The 19,593-nt window shown below is 38.0% G+C and carries 15 protein-coding genes; 5 read left to right on the forward strand and 10 right to left on the reverse strand.

The genetic code is table 11. The features are described 5' to 3' along the window. Positions 1 to 20 precede the first annotated feature (20 nt). The 6 genes from EUBELI_RS06675 to EUBELI_RS06700 form a co-directional block, all read right to left on the reverse strand. Entirely contained in the window at positions 21 to 1,550 is a 1,530-nt protein-coding gene (locus tag EUBELI_RS06675; protein ID WP_012739609.1) for a bifunctional ADP-dependent NAD(P)H-hydrate dehydratase/NAD(P)H-hydrate epimerase, read from the reverse strand. 4 nt (positions 1,551 to 1,554) lie between these two features. After that, the gene (locus tag EUBELI_RS06680) at positions 1,555 to 2,154 is read right to left on the reverse strand and encodes a hypothetical protein (RefSeq protein WP_012739610.1); all 600 of its coding nucleotides are present in this window, start codon (positions 2,152 to 2,154) and stop codon (positions 1,555 to 1,557) included. Positions 2,155 to 2,171: 17 nt separating this feature from the next. Beyond that, entirely contained in the window at positions 2,172 to 2,801 is a 630-nt protein-coding gene (locus EUBELI_RS06685; RefSeq protein WP_022099129.1) for a redox-sensing transcriptional repressor Rex, read from the reverse strand. 113 nt (positions 2,802 to 2,914) lie between these two features. After that, entirely contained in the window at positions 2,915 to 5,320 is a 2,406-nt protein-coding gene (locus tag EUBELI_RS06690; RefSeq protein WP_012739612.1) for a homocysteine S-methyltransferase family protein, read from the reverse strand. Next, positions 5,313 to 5,996 carry a vitamin B12 dependent-methionine synthase activation domain-containing protein gene (locus EUBELI_RS06695; RefSeq protein WP_012739613.1) on the reverse strand — a complete coding sequence of 228 codons (684 nt, stop codon included), beginning with the start codon at positions 5,994 to 5,996 and terminating at the stop codon, positions 5,313 to 5,315. The genes EUBELI_RS06690 and EUBELI_RS06695 overlap by 8 nt, the downstream gene beginning before the upstream one ends. Further along, a complete protein-coding gene (locus EUBELI_RS06700) occupies positions 5,980 to 7,695 on the reverse strand; it encodes a DEAD/DEAH box helicase (protein ID WP_012739614.1) in 1,716 nt (571 codons plus the stop codon). Before EUBELI_RS06700 ends, EUBELI_RS06695 begins: the two co-directional genes overlap by 17 nt. Before the next feature lie 458 nt (positions 7,696 to 8,153). Here EUBELI_RS06700 and EUBELI_RS06705 point away from each other — a divergent pair, with 458 nt between their 5' ends. The 4 genes from EUBELI_RS06705 (at position 8,154) to EUBELI_RS06720 (ending at position 12,319) form a co-directional block, all read left to right on the forward strand. Next, positions 8,154 to 10,073 (forward strand): ABC-F family ATP-binding cassette domain-containing protein, encoded by a 1,920-nt coding sequence (locus EUBELI_RS06705; RefSeq protein ID WP_012739615.1) that lies wholly within the window; start codon positions 8,154 to 8,156, stop codon positions 10,071 to 10,073. A 130-nt stretch (positions 10,074 to 10,203) separates the two neighbouring features. Continuing rightward, positions 10,204 to 10,503 (forward strand): HU family DNA-binding protein, encoded by a 300-nt coding sequence (locus EUBELI_RS06710; protein ID WP_012739616.1) that lies wholly within the window; start codon positions 10,204 to 10,206, stop codon positions 10,501 to 10,503. A gap of 85 nt (positions 10,504 to 10,588) precedes the next feature. Further along, positions 10,589 to 11,038 (forward strand): CYTH domain-containing protein, encoded by a 450-nt coding sequence (locus tag EUBELI_RS06715; protein ID WP_012739617.1) that lies wholly within the window; start codon positions 10,589 to 10,591, stop codon positions 11,036 to 11,038. Between the two features lie 18 nt (positions 11,039 to 11,056). Next, the gene (locus EUBELI_RS06720) at positions 11,057 to 12,319 is read left to right on the forward strand and encodes a chloride channel protein (protein WP_041688164.1); all 1,263 of its coding nucleotides are present in this window, start codon (positions 11,057 to 11,059) and stop codon (positions 12,317 to 12,319) included. Positions 12,320 to 12,367: 48 nt separating this feature from the next. Here EUBELI_RS06720 and recJ read toward each other — a convergent pair whose 3' ends face one another. The 4 genes from recJ to scfA all read right to left on the reverse strand — a co-directional run bounded on the left by recJ (position 12,368) and on the right by scfA (position 18,030). Further along, on the reverse strand, positions 12,368 to 14,083 hold the full coding sequence (gene recJ / locus EUBELI_RS06725; protein WP_012739619.1) for a single-stranded-DNA-specific exonuclease RecJ: 1,716 nt from the start codon (positions 14,081 to 14,083) through the stop codon (positions 12,368 to 12,370). 88 nt (positions 14,084 to 14,171) lie between these two features. Further along, positions 14,172 to 16,412 carry a protein translocase subunit SecDF gene (locus EUBELI_RS06730; RefSeq protein WP_012739620.1) on the reverse strand — a complete coding sequence of 747 codons (2,241 nt, stop codon included), beginning with the start codon at positions 16,410 to 16,412 and terminating at the stop codon, positions 14,172 to 14,174. Between the two features lie 21 nt (positions 16,413 to 16,433). Then, positions 16,434 to 17,795, reverse strand: coding sequence for a thioether cross-link-forming SCIFF peptide maturase (gene scfB, locus EUBELI_RS06735; protein WP_012739621.1), 1,362 nt, complete (start codon positions 17,793 to 17,795; stop codon positions 16,434 to 16,436). 88 nt (positions 17,796 to 17,883) lie between these two features. Next, positions 17,884 to 18,030, reverse strand: coding sequence for a six-cysteine ranthipeptide SCIFF (gene scfA / locus EUBELI_RS06740; RefSeq protein ID WP_012739622.1), 147 nt, complete (start codon positions 18,028 to 18,030; stop codon positions 17,884 to 17,886). A 226-nt stretch (positions 18,031 to 18,256) separates the two neighbouring features. Between scfA and EUBELI_RS06745 the strand changes: the two genes are divergently transcribed. Then, complete coding sequence (locus EUBELI_RS06745; protein WP_012739623.1) at positions 18,257 to 19,582, forward strand: MATE family efflux transporter; 1,326 nt, start codon at positions 18,257 to 18,259, stop codon at positions 19,580 to 19,582. Positions 19,583 to 19,593 lie beyond the last annotated feature (11 nt).

The following is a 19,593-nucleotide window of genomic DNA, read 5'->3' on the forward strand; positions in this document are numbered from 1 at the left end:
AGTGTGTATTCAGTTATCTTTTATCTTTTAATAGCATCTGCAACTGCATTTGCAATATCTGATGCCGTCATCCCTGCCTTTCCCCTGTTTAATGCTGCAATATCTCCAGCTTTTCCGTGAACATATACAGCCAGACATGCTGCCTCAAATGCATCAATTCCCATAGCTGTAAATCCCGCTGTCAGTCCTGTAAGAACATCTCCTGAACCTCCCGTTGACATTCCATCATTACCTGTACTGTTGATATACACATTTGTTCCGTCTGTTACAACTGTTCTTGCATCCTTTAATACACATATGCACTGATGTTCTTTTGCAAATTCTTTTGCACACTGTACCAGATTCTTTTTAATATCTGACACACTTTTTCCTATAAGCCTTGACATTTCCATAAGATGCGGCGTAACAATAATATTGCCTTCAGCATTTCCCCTAAAATCAATTTTTTCTGCAGCTATAATATTTAGTGCATCTGCATCTAATATTCTGACCTTATCATTAATTTCAATAACACTTCTGGTAATCTCTGCTGCCACTTCATTCATAGAAAGACCTGGTCCTGCAGCTATACTTTTTGCCCATGCAAAATCCTTTTTCAATTCTGCTGCAAGAGGCTTATTATCCTGATAAGTTGCAATCAGGCATTCTGGCATCCGTACAAGTAACGGTGTTTTATTTGCTTCATGTGTAAGAATCTTAACAAGTCCTGTTCCACTCCTGTATGCTGCGCTTGCTGATAAAACCGCAGCACCCCCCATATCCTTAGAGCCTGCTATTATAAGCGTTCTTCCGTATGTTCCCTTGTTAGAGTCCGAAGTTCTCACAACAAGTCTATCTATATCGTCATCCGTATATGTGAATGTTCTGCCAAAGCCATCCACTTTATTATGTAACACATTTTCAGGAACAAATCCTGCATTAACAACCTCCACACTACCACTGTATGTTGCTCCCGGATAAAACATGATACCTGTCTTTTTATAACCAAATGTTACAGTATAATCAGCTTTGACAGCCACTCCCATAATCTGACCATTATCAGCATTAATTCCTGATGCAATATCCACAGCAACAACCACAGAGCCTTTTTCCCCTGCTTCGTTGACAGCTTCTGCAATCTGTGCATATCTTCCTTCAATATTTCTTGAAAGTCCTATCCCGAACATTGCATCTACAATATAATCATATTCAGAAAAATCAATATTGCCATTATATTCCACACATTCTATTCCAAGATTGCTGACAATATTTTTCTGCAGTCTGTATTCTTCTGTTCCCTCTGATGTTCCCGCAATAACAACACTTACATTAATGCCATTCTCATTGAGCTGTCTTGCAACGGCAAGTCCATCTGCACCATTATTGCCACTGCCACATACACATACAGTTTTGATGCATTTATTACTTTTCTCTCTGGTAATCAGACCTTTTAAAAACACTGAAACCCCCAGTGCGGCTCTTTCCATAAGCACCACTGAGGGAATCTTAAACTCTTGTATTGAACAGTTATCAACTGTCTTCATTGTATGTGAATCTGCTAAATATTCCATAACCTTATTCCTCGTTAATTCTGTCTAATTCTTTCATGACATCTGCTCCTAAAATATCATGCATTGATGAATACATACGATTATTAGCTTCTTCTTTATCCTGCCTGATAAGAATATTCTTCTTTAACTTTACTCTGGTTGCATTAATCCATTTATCAAGTACTTCAAGATCTTCTTTGTTACTGTTAATCTTATTATAACACACCTTTACTGTCTCTATAAGCAGATTTCTGTTAGCATCAACAATATCCCTCGGTATATCAAGTGCCTCATCCTCAAGACTGTTAATCTTATCCTTTGCCTCCTGGATAAGTCTCTGATTCTGCTCCATAACCTTAGCTTTCTTAGGATCGTTATCTTCATCCTGCATATTATCAACAACATCCTGAATAAGCTGTTTTTTTATCTTTTTTACTTCTTTTATGTCATTATTAACCTGTCCCTGCTTCTTAAGCAGCTCATTAAGGCGCTTTTCCCAGTAACGTATTTCGTCCGTCTTTAACTTATCTGTTATAAGGTGATACCATCTTTCATCAAGAGTAAGTATCGGTATATCATTTATGGCTGTACAACTTTTCAGCTTCTCAATATCAGGTTCTGCCATATTATCCTCCCAAACAGTTACTTTCTGTTAGCAATAGTATATGAAAGTCTCATAAGACTTTCTGACAAATGTACATTCTCAACAATAACATCATCCGGAAGATTAAGATCTGTATGTGCAAAGTTCCATATAGCCTTGACTCCTGCATCAGCAACAACCTTTGCTATCTGTCTTGCTGCTTCTTTAGGAATAGTAAGTGCAACTATCTCGATTTCATTATCTTTAATAAAATCAGTAAGTTCATTCATCATCCTTACTTCTATTCCACGAATCTTAGTGCCCTTAATCTTAGGATTATTATCAAATATTCCCTTAATAACGAATCCTCTTTTTTCAAAATCACTATAATTAACTATTGCCTTGCCTAAATTACCGGCTCCGATAATAACCATATTATGATTTCTGTCTATTCCAAGAATCTTGCCAATTTCTTCATACAGGTACTGCACATTATATCCATATCCCTGCTGACCAAAGCCTCCAAAATTATTAAGATCCTGTCTTATCTGAGAGGCAGTCACTTTCATTCTGGCGCTCAATTCTTTAGATGATATTCTCTGTACACCAGACTCTATCAGTTCTCCCAGATATCTGTAATATCTTGGCAGCCTTCTTATTACCGCCGATGAAATCTTTTTTTCTTCCATTACCATAAACCTCCAGACTACAATTGCATATATAAAAAACACATCAAATATTATATAAATCAATTATACTAAGTGCTATAATTATAAACATTTTTTCTCGATATGTCAAAATTTTAACCAAGAACTCTTTTAGCAATATCAACAGATTCTTTTGCATCCTTTGCATAGAAATCTGCATCTATCTCTTTAGCATATTCCGGAGTAAGTACTGCTCCGCCAACCATAACCTTACAATCAAGATTATTTTCTCTTATAAGTGCAATTGTTTCCTTCATAGATACAAGTGTTGTTGTCATAAGTGCAGAAAGTCCACACAGTTTAACATCATTATCTCTTATTGCATCAACAACTGTCTGGTACTCGACATCTTTACCAAGGTCAATAACATCATATCCATAATTTTCAAGAAGAACCTTAACAATATTCTTACCGATATCATGGACATCCCCCTTGACTGTAGCTATAACAATCTTTCCCTTGCTTACAGGAGCATTATCAGACATAACCATATGCTTTCTTATAACTTCAAATGCTGCCTGTGTAACTGATGCTGCCATAATAAGCTGTGGAAGGAACAATGTACCCTTCTCGAATTCAGCACCTATCTTATCAAGCGCAGGAATAAGCACCTGATTAACAATCTCCATCGAATCCATAGTTTTAAGAAGTGCCTCTGTTATCTCAGCCCCTTCATTTTTAAGTCCTTTTTCTACGGCATAGAAAAGGTCATCTCCTGTATAGTTCCCATCCTTCTTTTCCTTCTTGACAGGATCAATCTTAGAAACATTTGGCATAGCGCCATAGTTTTTTATATAATCAACTGAATTCTTATCAATATTGGCAAGAAGCTTGTACGCCCTTACCGCACCTGTCATCTCTGGGATGTTAGGATTTATAATCGCAAGGTCAAGTCCGTTAGTAAGTGCCATTGTAAGGAAAATGTGGTTTACAAGCACTCTGTTTGGAAGTCCGAATGAAATATTAGAAACACCAAGCACTGTCTTTAAGCCAAGCTCATTCTTAACTGTATGAAGTGCATTAAGAGTTTCCATTACGCCCTCCTGTTCAGCAGAAGCTGTGAGTGTAAGGCAGTCAATATAAATATCTTCTTTAGGGATTCCCATTGCAACAGCCCTGTCCATAATCTTCTTTGCTATTGCAACTCTGTCCTCTGCCTTCTTAGGAATGCCATCTTTATCAAGTGCAAGTCCGATAACTCCTGCACCATATTTCTTAACAAGAGGAAGAACATTGTTAAGAGACTCCTCCTCACCATTAACTGAGTTAACAAGCGGCTTACCATTGTATACACGGAGTGCTGCCTCAAGTACTTCAGGTATTGTAGAATCGATCTGAAGTGGGACATCTACAACTGCCTGTAATGACTTTATTGTATCAATCATCATTTCACGCTCATCAATTCCCGGAAGACCTACATTGACATCAAGAATATCTGCTCCGCCTGATATCTGCTCTAAAGCCTGTCCAAGAATATAATCCATATCATGTCTTAAAAGTGCTTCCTTAAAAAGCTTCTTACCTGTAGGATTGATTCTTTCACCGATAATTCTTGGCTCATCAACGACAACAGTGCTTGTTGCTGAACACACTGCACCCGGAATATATTTGTGTGGTGCTGCCGGATTGCCTTCTCTTTTTAACATTTCTGATAATTCTTTAATGAATTCAGGATTAGTTCCACAGCAGCCGCCGAATATCTTAATGCCATATTTTCTTAAATCCTTCATGAAATCTGCAAACTGGACTGCAGTAACATTATAAAGGTTAGTTTCAGGGTCAGGAAGTCCTGCATTAGGCTTTACTATTATTGGAAGATTAGTCCATTTTACAAGTTCTTCAATAACCGGTTCTAATTCCTTAGGTCCTAAAGAACAGTTTACACCGAGTGCATCAACGCCAAGTCCTGTAAGCGTAAGAGCCATTGCTGATATAGAACAGCCTGTGAATGTTCTCATATTCTGTTCAAATGTCATCGTAGCAGCTATAGGAAGGTCGCTGTTTTCCTTAGCTGCAAGTACAGCAGCCTTAACATCTAAAAGGTCGGTCATTGTCTCAAATACAACAAGGTCTGCTCCCGCAGCAGCTCCAGCCTTTACTATCTCGGCATACATATCATATGCTTCTTCAAAGCTTAATACGCCTGTTGGCTCAAGAAGTTGTCCGATTGGTCCGACATCGAGTGCAACAAGTCCGTCAGGCTTTACTGCATCTCTTGCCTTCTTTGCATTGACAATTCCGGCAGTTACAAGCTCCTCAACGCTTTTTCCGCATTCTTCAAGCTTATATCTGTTTGCACCAAATGTATTGGCATATACCACATCTGAACCGGCATTAAAATACTGCTCTGCAATTGAAACAAGAAGCTCCGGCCTTGTTATATTAAGCACTTCAGGTGTCTCTCCCATCTTCATGCCAGCTGCCTGAAGCATTGTACCCATAGCACCATCAAATATTATATAATCTCTATTTTTTAAGAGTTCTCTGAATCTGTCAGCCACTACAATGTCCTCCCATTCCTCTGTATGCGCAGGTTTTATTAAGATTGCAGGTTGCGCAACCTCTGTTCTCAGTACTTACCGGCTCCTTAGTAAGTCCGATAACCGCAGTTACCGACTTTACTGGAGCAAGCATATATGATTTGTTAAGATTAAGTCCTATCTTTTTACTGGCATCTAATACCTTAAGGAAAGGAGCCTGCATGCTTATCGGCAAATCACCGTAACCAATTCCGAACCTGAATGTCTGGTAATAATCAGGATATTCCTCTCTTAAAAGTTCTTCAACCTTATCACATGCCTGTTCAACAGCTACACTTGCCAGACTATCAAACACCAGTGCCTTTGCCATATCTGTAAGCTGCAACACTCTTAGCTGTCTGTCAATACCTTCCGATATCGTTACAGCCATGCATATTGCACTATCACATTTATACAGGTGCTTCTTAATAGACTCACCCGGAAGCACCATGCTTGTATTCTTAAATGCCACACCGTCTTCATTAACTGTAAAATCGAACTTCTTATAAATAAATCTTGGAACTGCGGTCTTTAATACAAGCTCCTCACATTCATCCATAAGCTCTTCCACCCGCTCATCAGGTGCATTTTTCTTATATCCCAGATATCTTAACGCTTCTTTTCTGTTAAGACTGGTAAGCTTAATACTTTTCTCCATTTCTTCTTACCTTGCCGCCTTTACTTCTGCGTTCTTTAAGTTTGTCATGTTTTCCACGGGACTCGTCTTTTTTTCTTCTTGTATCTGGCTTTGACTTGGATTTTCTTGCAGGCTTTGCAGATACATTTGCCTTCTCTACATTAACCTTTCTGCCCTTGATAAGCACATTGTCATTCATTGCTGCAAGTACTGCTTCCGCATGCTTTGCAGGAACATCAACAAATGTATAATTATCCATCATATCAATTGCACCGACAAGTCTTCCCGGCATTCCAGATTCTCCTGCAATCGCTCCAAGAATATTGGCTGGTGTAATCTTGTCCTTCTTACCAACATTAATAAAGAGTCTTACCATTCTTGAAGTATCCGCATTTTCATCAAAATGGAAATTTTCAACCTCATCGATTCTGTCCAATGTATCTCCTACTATCATCTTAAGAAGTGCTGCTGCCATATCCATTGATGTGTAGTCTTCCTGATTAACATGCTCCTCAACCATATCAAGCATGGCTCTGTGCTCATCAGCTTCAATCATCTCTTTAATCTTGTCAAATATACCATCCATCTTGGTGTTCTTGACATCATCAAGTGATGGAATTGGCTTTGCTAGAATCTTAGTCTTGCAATATCTTTCGATATCCTTTAACTTATATACTTCTCTTCCAGATATAAATGAAAGTGCAAGTCCTGATTTTCCAGCCCTTCCTGTTCTTCCTATTCTGTGTACATAATATTCTTCGTCCTGTGGAAGGTCATAGTTAAATACTATATCAACTCCGTCAACATCAATTCCTCTTGCCGCAACATCAGTTGCAATAAGAATTTCTGTTTTTCCACTTCTGAAATCGTCCATTACACGGTCTCTCTGTTGCTGTTTCATATCTCCGTGTATACCGTCAGCAAAATATCCTCTGCCCTTAAGCTCTGATATAAGCTCGTCTACCTGTCTCTTGGTGTTACAGAACACAACTGACAGCTTAGGATTGTATATATCAATAAGACGGCTTAAGATTTCTGTTTTATTCTTAGGCCTTACTTCATAATAGAACTGATCAATGTTAGAGACTGTAAGTTCTTTTCTTACAACCTTGATAATCCTGGCGTCCTTCTGGAATTTTCTTGCAATCTCCATGATAGGCTTAGGCATTGTAGCTGAGAAAAGAACTGTCTGTCTTTCCTCTGGTGTCTCCGTAAGAATTGTTTCCATGTCCTCACGGAATCCCATATCAAGCATCTCATCAGCTTCATCTAATATAACCATAGAAACAGAATCAAACTTAACTGTCTTTCTTCTCATATGGTCCATAACTCGTCCCGGAGTTCCAACAATAATCTGTACGCCGGCTTTTAAAGACTTAATCTGTCTTACAATCTCCTGTCCACCATATACCGGTAACACCTTAATGTCGCTCATGTACTTGGCAAGCTTTCTTATCTCTTCTGCAACCTGTACTGCAAGCTCTCTTGTAGGGCAGAGTACAATTGCCTGTGGTTTCTTAACATCTGGATTAATCTTCTGTAACATTGGGATAGAGTACGCAGCAGTCTTACCTGTTCCGGTCTGTGCCTGTCCGATAACATCAATTCCTTCCAATACTGCAGGAATGGCCTGTGTCTGTATAGGAGATGTCTCCTCAAAGCCCATATCCTCTACCGCTCTTAAAATTCTTTCATCAATATTTAATTCATCAAATTTCATTCTTTAATCTCCATTTCTATAACTTGTTAATTTTACATTACAGAAAGCCATAAGTCAAAGTAATAATTGCATTTTATTTCTTGTACATATATAATCGATGTGAATATTAATTCAGGCTTTGACAATTAAGTTATGTCATATATTCAGCCGCTCATGAGGCTGTGTGCATTCACTTCTGTGTCTGTGTATACCATATGCCCTCAAGGATTGCTGCACTTAGTGGGAGTAAATGCCGCTATCTACAAAGCTTATTACGGCGTGCTAAATCAAACACGCTTCGCTTGAACGAGCTTTAGCACACCGCTCTTATGTATATAGCGGCATTAACTCCCACACAGTTCGCAATATATCGGTCATATGGCACACACAGACACAGCTGCAAACGCACACCGCCACATGAGCAGATATATAAGTATCTAACTTAATTGTCATAGCCTGAATAATAAAAAGGAGTTTTTATGATTTTATCTTGCAATAATATTAGTAAATCTTTTGGAACAGATGTTATTATCAAGTCCTGTTCTTTTAATATAGAGGATCATGAGAAGGCTGCCATTGTTGGAATCAATGGTGCCGGTAAATCTACTCTGCTAAAGATTATCACAGGTGAAGAACCTGCTGATACAGGTATTGTCACTCTTGCTAAGGATAAGACTCTTGGTTATCTTGCTCAGCAGCAGGACCTTCAGTCTGATAGAAGCATTTATGATGAGCTTCTTTCTGTAAAACAGTATATCCTTGATATGGAAAGTGAATTAAGACGCATAGAAGCCGCAATGAACAATGCTTCAGGTGATGAACTTGAATCCCTTATGAACAGATATACCAATCTTAATCATGAGTTCGAGATGAACAATGGTTATGCGTATAAGAGTGAGATTACGGGAGTACTCAAAGGTCTTGGTTTTGCTGAAGAGGATTTTTCTTTACACGTAAACACTTTATCCGGAGGTCAGAAAACCCGTGTATCTTTAGGTAAGCTATTACTTTCCAAGCCCGATATTATAATGCTCGACGAGCCTACTAACCACCTTGATATGGATTCAATAAGCTGGTTAGAGAATTATCTTCTCAACTACAGCGGTGCTGTTCTTATCGTTGCTCACGACAGATATTTCCTTGATAAGATTGTAAGCAAGATTATTGAAATTGATAACGGTGACTGTACCGTTTTTTCTGGTAATTACACAGATTATGCTTCCAAGAAGGCAATTCTTCGTAATATGAAGTTAAAGGAATATTTAAACCAGCAGCGTGATATCAAGCATCAGGAAGAGGTTATTGCCAAGTTAAAGCAGTTTAACCGCGAAAAATCCATCAAACGTGCAGAGAGCCGTGAAAAAATGCTTGATAAAATAAAGGTTGTTGACAAGCCTGTTGAACTTAATGCAAAAATGAACATTAAACTTGAGCCATCTGTTATAAGTGGTAATGATGTTCTTACTGTTACTGACCTTACCAAATCATTTGACGGCAATACTCTTTTCAATAATATTAATTTTGAGATTAAACGTGGTGAGCGTGTTGCTTTAATAGGTAATAACGGAACCGGTAAAACAACTATATTAAAGCTTATTAATGGCATTATCCAGCCGGACAGCGGAAGCATTTATCTTGGTGCCAAGGTTGCTATTGGTTATTACGATCAGGAACATCATGTGCTTGACCCTGACAAGACCCTTTTTCAGGAGATTCAGGACGCATATCCTGACCTTAATAACACACAAATAAGAAATACCCTTGCTGCATTTCTTTTTACTGATGATGATGTATTCAAATACATCCGCGATTTAAGTGGTGGTGAACGTGGCAGAGTTTCACTGGCAAAGCTTATGCTTTCCAATGCCAACCTGCTTATTCTTGATGAACCTACTAACCATCTTGATATTGTATCCAAAGAGATTCTTGAAAATGCACTTAACAGCTACACAGGCACTGTTCTATATGTTTCCCACGACAGATACTTTATCAACGCTACTGCAACCAGAATTATTGAACTCACTAACCAGAATATAGTCAATTATATTGGCAATTATGATTATTACATTGAAAAAAGGGATATACTGACAGCAAAGGCTTTTCCAGATACACCTGATATTTCTTCTGACAACATTTCTGTAAAGAGCTCTAAACTATCATGGCAGCAGTCCCGTGAAGAGCAGAATAAGCTTAAGAAAAAGCAGAACGAAATCAAGAAAACAGAAGAAAGAATTGCTGAAATCGAAGACAGGATGTCTGCTATTGATGCAGAATATTCTGACCCTTCAATAGGCAGTAACACAGCACGTTTAATGGAACTTCATAATGAATCCACTCAATTAAAGAAAGAATTAGACACATTATATGAACACTGGGAAGAATTAATGGAAGAAATGTAAGTGTTTACAATTAGCAAAAAGCGCCAAAAATCCCCATTTTGAGCCACTTTTTATTGACAAATTATCAATCTAGGAGTATAAATAATTTATACTTATTATTACTTAATTTTTTAAGGAGGACAATTTAATTATGAATAAGTCAGAATTAGTTGCTGCTATCGCAGAAAAGGCTGAGCTTTCTAAGAAGGACGCAGAGAAGGCTGTTAAGGCTTTTACAGACACTGTTGCAGAACAGTTAAAGGCTGGAGAAAAGATCCAGTTAGTAGGTTTCGGTACATTTGAAGTTGCTGAAAGAGCTGCAAGAACAGGTAAGAATCCTCAGACAGGAAAGGCTATCCAGATTCCTGCTTCTAAGGCACCTAAGTTCAAGGCTGGTAAGGCTTTAAAGGATGTTGTAAACACTCCAGCTAAGAAGTCTAAGAAGAAGTAATTATTGAATGACTTTTAAAGGCTGTCACTTATGTGGCAGCCTTTTTTCTCTTTATTTAATTAAGTTAAAAGAATCGAGGTTTATTATGGAAATCGAGCGTAAATATCTTGTGTCAGGAATACCTGACGATATAGATTTATATCCATGCCGCATTATTGAACAGGGTTATCTTAATACTTCCCCTGTTGTGCGCGTAAGGCGTGACAATGATGACTTTTATCTTACCTACAAAGGAAACGGCATGATAGCAAGGGAAGAATATAATCTTCCACTTAATAAGAATGCATATGATCATCTGATAAAAAAGGCTGATGGCAATATTATAACCAAGAAACGTTATGAAATTCCTGATGATAGCGGATATACAATTGAACTAGACATATTTGAGGGGCTTTTTGCAGGCACTGTTCTTGCTGAGGTTGAATTTCCAACTATTGAAGCAGCCAATTCATACACTCCACCTTCATGGTTTATACAGGATGTAACCAATAATCCGGATTATCATAACAGCAACATGAGTAAAAAGGACTTTTAAAGTATGAGGTATTGGGATATGGATAAAGAAACTTTGTTTGAATATATTCAACGGCTTAAACTTGCAGTAATAACTCTTTTCAAATGGCTATTCTGTTCGTTTGTATGTGGCTGTTTTATCGGTTCTGTCGGTGCTGTATTTCACCTGATGCTTGGTTATGTAGGCAGCCTGCGGGTTGAATACCCATTTTTACTATTCGGACTGCCTGTTGCAGGTATCATCATTGTATTCATGTACAACATTGTTCACGAAGCAGGAAACCGCGGAACTAACCTTGTCATAACTGCAATACAGTCGAATGATGAAGTACCTGGAAGAGTTGCCCCTCTTATAATTATATCAACTCTTCTTACCCATCTTTGTGGTGGTTCTGCCGGACGAGAAGGTGCTGCGCTTCAGGTCGGTGGTGCATTAGGCAATACATTTGCAAAACTATTTAAATTCGATGAGAAGGATACTCGAATTATGATTATGTGTGGTATGAGTGCCTGTTTCTCAGCACTTTTTGGAACACCTATTGCAGCAGCCGTTTTCTCTATGGAAGTAATAAGCGTTGGTGTTATGTATTATGCTGCTTTAGTGCCATGCGTACTCGCTGCATTTGTAGCACAGGGCATAGCCTCTGCACTGGGACTTGAATCTACACATTTTGTAGTTGATGAAATCGCTTCTTTTTCTTTTATTAATGGCAGTAAATTCATCATCATGTCCGTACTTTTTGCTCTTGTAAGCATTCTGCTGTGTGTTGTTTTACACGGTACTTCAAAGCTCTACATTAATTACATAAACAACCCATACATAAGAATAATTATTGCCGGAGTCCTTGTTATTTCCATGCGTTACATATTTGGCACAACTGATTATCTCGGTGCAGGCTCAGATATTATTGCAAAAAGCTTTGTAACAAGCTGTGCATGGTATGTATTCCTTTTAAAAATGCTGTTTACAGCCGTAACATTGGGTGGTGGATTCAAAGGTGGTGAGATTGTTCCTACTCTTTTCGTGGGTGCAACGCTTGGAAGCTTCTTAGCACCTATATTCGGACTCCCTGTTGGATTGTGTGCAGCATGTGGTATGGTAAGTGTGTTCTGTGGAGTAACTAACTGCCCACTCACATCATTCATTCTATCTATTGAGATGTTTGGTGCATCAACAATGAAATTCACAATTCTGTGTATTGCATTAAGTTATCTGTTATCCGGATATTACAGCCTGTATAACAGCCAGAAAATCGTCTATTCTAAGTATAAGACAGAATATATAAACCGCCGGTCCCATTGACCTATACAGGTCAAAGAACCGACGGTTCTTTTATTGGAAGGCTGCTATTTACACATATCTCCAGTCTTCTATCCGAAACTGTATTGAAACAATCCCATTATATTCATTAATATCCGGGTAATACACCATAGATATCTTCCTTCCAACCTCTGGTATCTCCTGTCCGTCTAATTTGAACCTGATTGCTGTCACCAGCTTGCCATGCTCACTTTCTAACTGACATCTTAATACATTTTTATTTTTTCCAATCACAGCTGACTGTCTGACAGTAAGATTTCTGTCTGCAAACACCGGTTTTTCATTACCTTTCCCGAAAGGCTGCAGCTTCTCAAACTGTTTTATAAGTTTTATATCAACATAATCAACCGGCATAGGCACATCAATCCACACTGTCGGCGTTAGTACATTTTCTGTCATTGTCTGATTCTCATTCAGCGCTTTCCTGAATTCATCAATTTTATCAATATCAAGCGATATTCCGGCAGCCATTGGATGTCCGCCATATTTGTTAAGGAGTTTACCACATTTGCTTATCTCCTCAAACATGTTATAGCCTTCTATTGAACGCCCTGAGCCCTTTGCACCATCTTCTGCCTTAGTGATTACTATTGAAGGTCTGTAGAATTTTTCTCTTACCCTTCCTGCAATTATCCCTGCAACACTTTCATGGCATTCAGGAAGATACACAACTAACACCTTATCGTCTTTTAGTTCAGTGTTCTCAACCTGTTCAATTGCAATAGCGGCATATTCTTCTGTTATATCTTTTCTTTCAACATTAAGTGTGCGAAGCTCTAAAGCCTTCTTTCTCGCATCTTCCATATCTGTAGTAAGAAGCAGCTCAATGGCTCTTCTTGCTGAATCAAGTCTTCCTGTCGCATTAAGACATGGACCTATAACAAATCCTATGTGATATGAGCTTATCTTGTCTATTTCAAGCTCACACGCCTCTACAAGCGCTCTTATACCGATATTAGAAGTTACTGCCAGATGCTTTAAACCATATTTGACAATTACCCTGTTCTCATCTGATAAATCAACTACATCTCCTATTGTTGCAATTGCCATAAGCTCTGCATATTCTTCAAGATCGATTGGATTAAGTCCAAGTCTCTCATATAGAATCTTAATAACCTTGAAGGCTACTCCGGCTCCACACAGCTTATCAAATGGATACGGACAGTCCTCCTGCTTAGGATTAACAATTGCATCTGCCTGTGGTACTTTATGTATCTTTTCTCCATCAACAAAGTCAAACGGAATATCATGATGGTCAGTAACAATTACTGTCATTCCCTTTTCTTTAGCATATTTAATCTGCTCAATCGCAGCAATTCCATTATCACATGTAATAATCGTATCAGTTCCATTATTATATGCTTCATCTATCAGATGCTCATTAATACCGTATCCGTCAATAATTCTGTCTGGTACTGCAAATGTAACATCTGCTCCCGCTGCCTTTAGCCCTTTATAAAGAATAGTTGTTGAACATATCCCATCTATATCATAATCACCGATAATATGTATTTTCTTCCCAGCATGTATCTTGTCTGTCAGGATATCAACACATTTGTCTGCATCCTTTAATAAATGTGGTGAATGCATATCATCCACGGTTCCATTAAGATACATATTTATCTGCTCGTCCGTTTCTAACCCTCTGTTACGGATAATTCTTGCCATAACCTGGTCAATGCCAAATCTTTCCCCAATTGCTTTGAAATCAGCTTTCTTAGTGTATACTTTCCAGTTGCTTTTCACTCTTTTCTCCCTGTTTCATTATTAAACCAATTATGGCGGGAACTGATATACAATCCCCGCCATGTCATAAACTTATTGTATCTGTTAATTAAACCTGAGAACCGTCTTCAAAAACCTCTTTCTTGGAAGCTGCTTTTTTATTATTCTCTTCTACAACGCCTCTCTTCTTACCACCCATTACGTACCACATAGCACTTGTTAAGCATACTGATGAGTAAGCACCAACAACAATACCTACGATAAGTGGAAGTGTGAACTCCTTAACCGAAGTTACACCCATAATGAAAAGAACAATAAGCATTATAAGTGTTGTTATAGATGTATATACTGTTCTTGACATTGTGCTTGTTATTGATGAGTTAACAAGCTCTGTAATGTTAGTCTTTGAATTAGCTGTCTTTAACTGCTCTCTTATTCTGTCAAAGATAATAATTGTACCGTTAATAGAATAACCTACTATTGTAAGCATACATGCAATAAATGTTGTTCCAACCGGAATTCTTGCAAATGCATAGAATGCAAGAACAACAAGTACATCATGAAGAAGTGCTAATACAGCTGCAAGTGCAAATCTGATATCACGGAATCTTACAAAGATATATATCAACATACAGATTGTAGCAAGTATAACTGAAAGAATAGCATCTCTCTTAACTGTTGCAGAAACTGATGAGCTGATTGTATCTGTCTCAACGATTGTTCCATCTTTGATTGGATACTTAGCTGTAACCGCATTTTCAATAGCTTCTCTCTGTTCAAGTGAAAGATCTGATGTCTTGAATGAAACCTGTGTTGAATCTGCAACCTTCTGCTGCTGAACCTCTGTAATACCTGCAGCATCTCTGATTACAGGAATGATATTATCCTCAATCTCTTCTGCTGTATATTCTTTATCAAATGTAAATGTTGTTGTTGAACCACCAACAAACTCAAGGCTGAAATTTAATGCTCTGTTTCCAAGACCAGCCTGAACTGCCATAGTTATGATACCTGCAGCAATAACTACTGCTGAGCCAATCGCAGCCCATTTCTTAATGCTAAGAACATCAAGCGTCTTTCTGTATACATTCTTACCATACCACTTAGCATCCCTGATACCAAAGTTATATAAAAGCTTCATAATAACCTTAGTAATAACAAGTGATGTAAAAATTGATACTATATTACCAACTGCAAGAGTTGTAGCAAATCCCTTAACTGGACCTGTACCGAATATGTACAATACTAAAGCAGCGATAAGTGTTGTTACGTTACCATCTACTATAGATGATGTTGCCTTGTTATAACCTGAAAGAATAGCACTTTCTACAGACTTTCCGGCACCAATCTCTTCTCTTATTCTTGTGTAGATAATAACATTACCATCTACTGCCATACCAATACCAAGAATAATACCGGCAATACCCGGAAGTGTAAGAGTAAGATCATATACACTTACAAGGAATAAAACAAGTGATGTATAGATAATCAGTGATAATGTTGCAACAAGTCCAGGAATTCTGAACATAACAATCATGAATAAGCAGAGTAATGCAAGACCTATAGCAGCAGCAATTAAACTTGATTTGATAGCAGCATGTCCAAGCTGTGCTCCAACGATGTTAGAGCTTACTTCTTCAAGTGTAAGAGGAATTGAACCAACTCTTATATATGTTGCAAGGTTATCTGCCTCATCGAATGATTCCATACCTGTGATAGTTGCTGTACCACCTGATATAGCTGTCTTAACGTTAGGTGCACTTACAACTTCTCCGTCGTATACTATATATATTCTGTTACCAATATTAGCTGATGTTGCATCATAGAATTTAGTAGCACCATCATCTGTAAATGTAAGCTGGACACCATAAGGTGTATCTTCTGAACTGTTAGTATCAGTGTAAGCCTGTGCTGCCTTTACATCTGAACCTGTAAGAAGTGGTGTGTAATCATTGCCCTGTGAGAATGCTGTATATCCTGTAGAATCGAGGAATTCCAATGAACCTGGTGTACCAAGTTCCTTAAGAATCTCATTAGCATCTGTTACTCCAGGAATCTCAACAGTAATTCTGTTGTCACCTTCCTTATAAACCTGTGACTCTGTACTCTTTCCTTCTACTCGCTTCTGAAGCTTATAGATTGTATCCTCTACATCCTGTGATGTAAAGTTATCTTCCTTAATCTGATATGTGATACTTACACCACCTGCAAGATCAAGACCAAGATCTATATCATAGGTGCTTCCGTATCCCTTTCCATTAAGTCCGAAAAATGCTGTTAATACAAGTCCAACCAGTAAAACAGCAACGATTATTGAATAAATAATCTTCTTAGGTAAACTGTACTTCATGTTAAAAACTCTCCCTTATACTTATTCTTCCTCAGCCATGGCCGCACGAATCATTATTGCACATTCTATACGCTTTTTCTGAAGTTCACATCCAACATCATACGCATCATTGATATTACCATGGAAGTTATATGAGTTAGCTGCACAACCACCACTGCAATAGAATTTTGCAAAACAATTCTTACATTTTTCCTTTGAATAGACATTACTATTCTTAAACATGTCTCTGATGTCTGGTCTTACTATTCCATCATCAACATTACCCATAAGGAAATCTTCGTTACCAACAAACTGATGACATGGGTAGAAATCTCCCCAAGGTGTAACTGCAAGATACTCACAGCCTGAACCACATCCTGACAATCTCTTGGCAACACATGGACCACCATTAATATCTATCATAAAGTGGAAGAAATTAAAGCCTTTACCAGCTTTCTTTCGCTTAATGATTTCTTTCGCAAGGATATCATACTGTTCACAAAGGAACGGAATATCCTCTTCTCTTATAGCATATGAATCTGTCGGCTGTGCAACAACAGGCTCAACAGAAATCTGCTCAAATCCCTCATCAGCAAGATGAAGAACATCTTCTGAAAAATCCAGATTATTATGTGTAAATGTACCTCTGACATAATAATTCATCTGATTTCTGCTCTCTGCCACCTTCTTAAACTTAGGCATTATAATGTCATATGAGCTGCCGTGGTTATTCCTTGTCGGACGCATAAGGTCATTAATCTCCTTACGTCCATCTATGCTAAGTACAATATTACTCATCTCCTTATTGGCGAAATCAAGAATCTCGTCATTAAGAAGAATACCATTAGTCGTAAGTGTGAATCTGAACTTCTTATTATTAGCCTCTTCTATGCTTCTTCCGTATTCAACAAGCTGCTTAACAACTTCAAAATTCATAGTTGGCTCACCGCCAAAGAAGTCTACCTCAAGATTCTTTCTTGAGCCTGAATTGGCAACAAGGAAATCAAGAGCCTTCTTTCCTACCTCGTAACTCATAAGAGCTCTTCTTCCATGATATTCGCCTTCTTCTGCAAAGCAATATTTACATGCAAGATTACAGTCATGTGCTATATGAAGACATAAAGCCTTAACAACTGTAGGTCTGTCCTTAAAATTATCTATATATGGTTCATATATATCTTCTGTAAAGAGCTGACCTGCTTCCTTAAGTTCGTCAATCTCTTCATATGCCTCTTTAATATCCTGAACAGAATATCTGTCTCTAAGTGCATCTGTAATCTGCTCAAGAGTATTATTCTCATAAAGTCCTATAATATCGTATACCATATCATCAACAACATGTACTGAGCCGCTGTTGACATCCAATACGATATTATAACCGTTATTCTTATACTGATGTATCATTAAAAAGCCTCCAAACCGTAAATGTTCTCAATACATTTACGAAAAATAAGAGAGTGCAGAATAGCTCGACACTCTCTTACTAAAAATACTAGTTATTCTTATTCTCACAGCTCTGGTTACCAACTGTGCAAGATGTCTTACATGCTGACTGGCATGATGTCTGGCACTCGCCACATCCGCCGTGCTTCATTGTATCCTTTAATACGCGGTTGCTGATTGTCTTAATATGTTTCACGACAATACCTCCTTCATATATTCAAATTATATCGTATTATATCATGTACAAGTCTTATTTTCAATCATTTATTCTAAAGATTTGTTCAGATAATTATTCTTCTTTCAAAAGTCTTTTCGCAATTTTTATGTATTTTGCATTAAATACAGCTACTTTTCTTATGTTTTCACATAAATTATTGTTTTATATTATTAAGATATGCTATGTATTAATATAGGAGATTATTATGTTTACATCTAAAGATTTAAAGAAGCTTATTATTCCTCTGATATTTGAACAGCTGCTGGCTGTCAGCGTAGGTTTTGTTGATACATTCATGGTATCAATAGCAGGAGAGGCGGCAGTTTCAGGTGTCGCACTTGTTGATAATATAAGCAACCTGCTTATCCAGATATTATCAGCTCTTGCAACCGGAGGTGCTGTTGTATGCAGCCAGTATCTTGGCAGCAGGAACATTGATATGTCCAAGAAATCTGCCGGACAGCTTATATTTATTATGAGTGCACTATCATCATTACTAATGGTTATCTCTCTCATAGGCAATCACGGTATCATCAATTTCATATTTGGCAAGATTGAAACAGATGTATTTGAAAGTGCAAGTATATATTTCTATATAACAGCAATCTCATACCCGTTCCTCGGTGTTTATAATGCAGGTGCAGCTCTTTTTAGAAGTATTGGAAACAGCAAGATAAGTATGAACACAAGCCTTATCATGAACATAATCAATATTTGTGGGAATGCTTTATTTATATTTGTATTTGATATGGGAGTTGCCGGTGTAGCTTTAGCCACTCTTATTTCGCGAATCATATCAGCCATAATTATTATTGGATTTATGTTCAGAACAGAATCAGCAATAAGAATAAAGACCTGCAAAGATTTTCTTCCATCACCTTCTATCATTAAGAAGATTCTGTCTATTGGTCTTCCGAGCGGATTGGAAAACGGCATGTTCCAGATAGGTAAGCTTTCTGTTTCAAGCCTTGTTTCAACATTTGGTACTGCTGCCATCGCTGCCAACTCTGTTGCCAATTCTGTTACAATGTTTGCCAATATTCCGGGTAACGCAATTGGCATGGCAATGATTACTGTTATTGGCCAGTGTATAGGTGCAAAGAAGCCTGATGAAGCCAAAAGATATGGAAAAAAACTTATGTTTATTGCATATGCAGGTATTCTTGCAACCAACATTGTAATGACAATAGTTGCCGTTCCTGTGGTAGGACTTTTCCATCTGTCACCGGAAGCAACCAAAACCGGTTTAAGCCTTATCCATTGCTTCTCAATTGTAGCAATATTCATATGGCCACTTAGCTTTACTATGCCTAATGCTCTCCGTGCTGCCGGTGATGCCAAATACACAATGATGGTAAGCATCTTCTCTATGTGGGCATTCCGTGTGGGAAGCAGTTACCTTCTTGGTGGTACATTAGGACTTGGCGTGCTCGGTGTATGGTTTGGTATGTTCATCGACTGGGGATTCCGTTCACTTGCATTCCTTATAAGATTCATACGTGGAAAATGGACACAGAAGGCGGTTATATGATGATAATTATA

Origin of the sequence: [Eubacterium] eligens ATCC 27750, from assembly GCF_000146185.1 — a bacterium.
GTDB classification, from domain to species: Bacteria; Bacillota; Clostridia; order Lachnospirales; family Lachnospiraceae; genus Lachnospira; species Lachnospira eligens.

What these genes read in the sequence shown, in the direction of transcription:
- EUBELI_RS06675 (WP_012739609.1), bottom strand. Translation starts at nt 1,550, where the DNA reads ATGGAATATTTAGCAGATTCACATACAATGAAGACAGTTGATAACTGT.
- EUBELI_RS06680 (WP_012739610.1), bottom strand. Translation starts at nt 2,154, where the DNA reads ATGGCAGAACCTGATATTGAGAAGCTGAAAAGTTGTACAGCCATAAAT.
- EUBELI_RS06685 (WP_022099129.1), bottom strand. Translation starts at nt 2,801, where the DNA reads ATGGAAGAAAAAAAGATTTCATCGGCGGTAATAAGAAGGCTGCCAAGA.
- EUBELI_RS06695 (WP_012739613.1), bottom strand. Translation starts at nt 5,996, where the DNA reads ATGGAGAAAAGTATTAAGCTTACCAGTCTTAACAGAAAAGAAGCGTTA.
- EUBELI_RS06700 (WP_012739614.1), bottom strand. Translation starts at nt 7,695, where the DNA reads ATGAAATTTGATGAATTAAATATTGATGAAAGAATTTTAAGAGCGGTA.
- EUBELI_RS06705 (WP_012739615.1), top strand. Translation starts at nt 8,154, where the DNA reads ATGATTTTATCTTGCAATAATATTAGTAAATCTTTTGGAACAGATGTT.
- EUBELI_RS06710 (WP_012739616.1), top strand. Translation starts at nt 10,204, where the DNA reads ATGAATAAGTCAGAATTAGTTGCTGCTATCGCAGAAAAGGCTGAGCTT.
- EUBELI_RS06715 (WP_012739617.1), top strand. Translation starts at nt 10,589, where the DNA reads ATGGAAATCGAGCGTAAATATCTTGTGTCAGGAATACCTGACGATATA.
- EUBELI_RS06720 (WP_041688164.1), top strand. Translation starts at nt 11,057, where the DNA reads ATGGATAAAGAAACTTTGTTTGAATATATTCAACGGCTTAAACTTGCA.
- EUBELI_RS06730 (WP_012739620.1), bottom strand. Translation starts at nt 16,412, where the DNA reads ATGAAGTACAGTTTACCTAAGAAGATTATTTATTCAATAATCGTTGCT.
- scfB (WP_012739621.1), bottom strand. Translation starts at nt 17,795, where the DNA reads ATGATACATCAGTATAAGAATAACGGTTATAATATCGTATTGGATGTC.
- EUBELI_RS06745 (WP_012739623.1), top strand. Translation starts at nt 18,257, where the DNA reads ATGTTTACATCTAAAGATTTAAAGAAGCTTATTATTCCTCTGATATTT.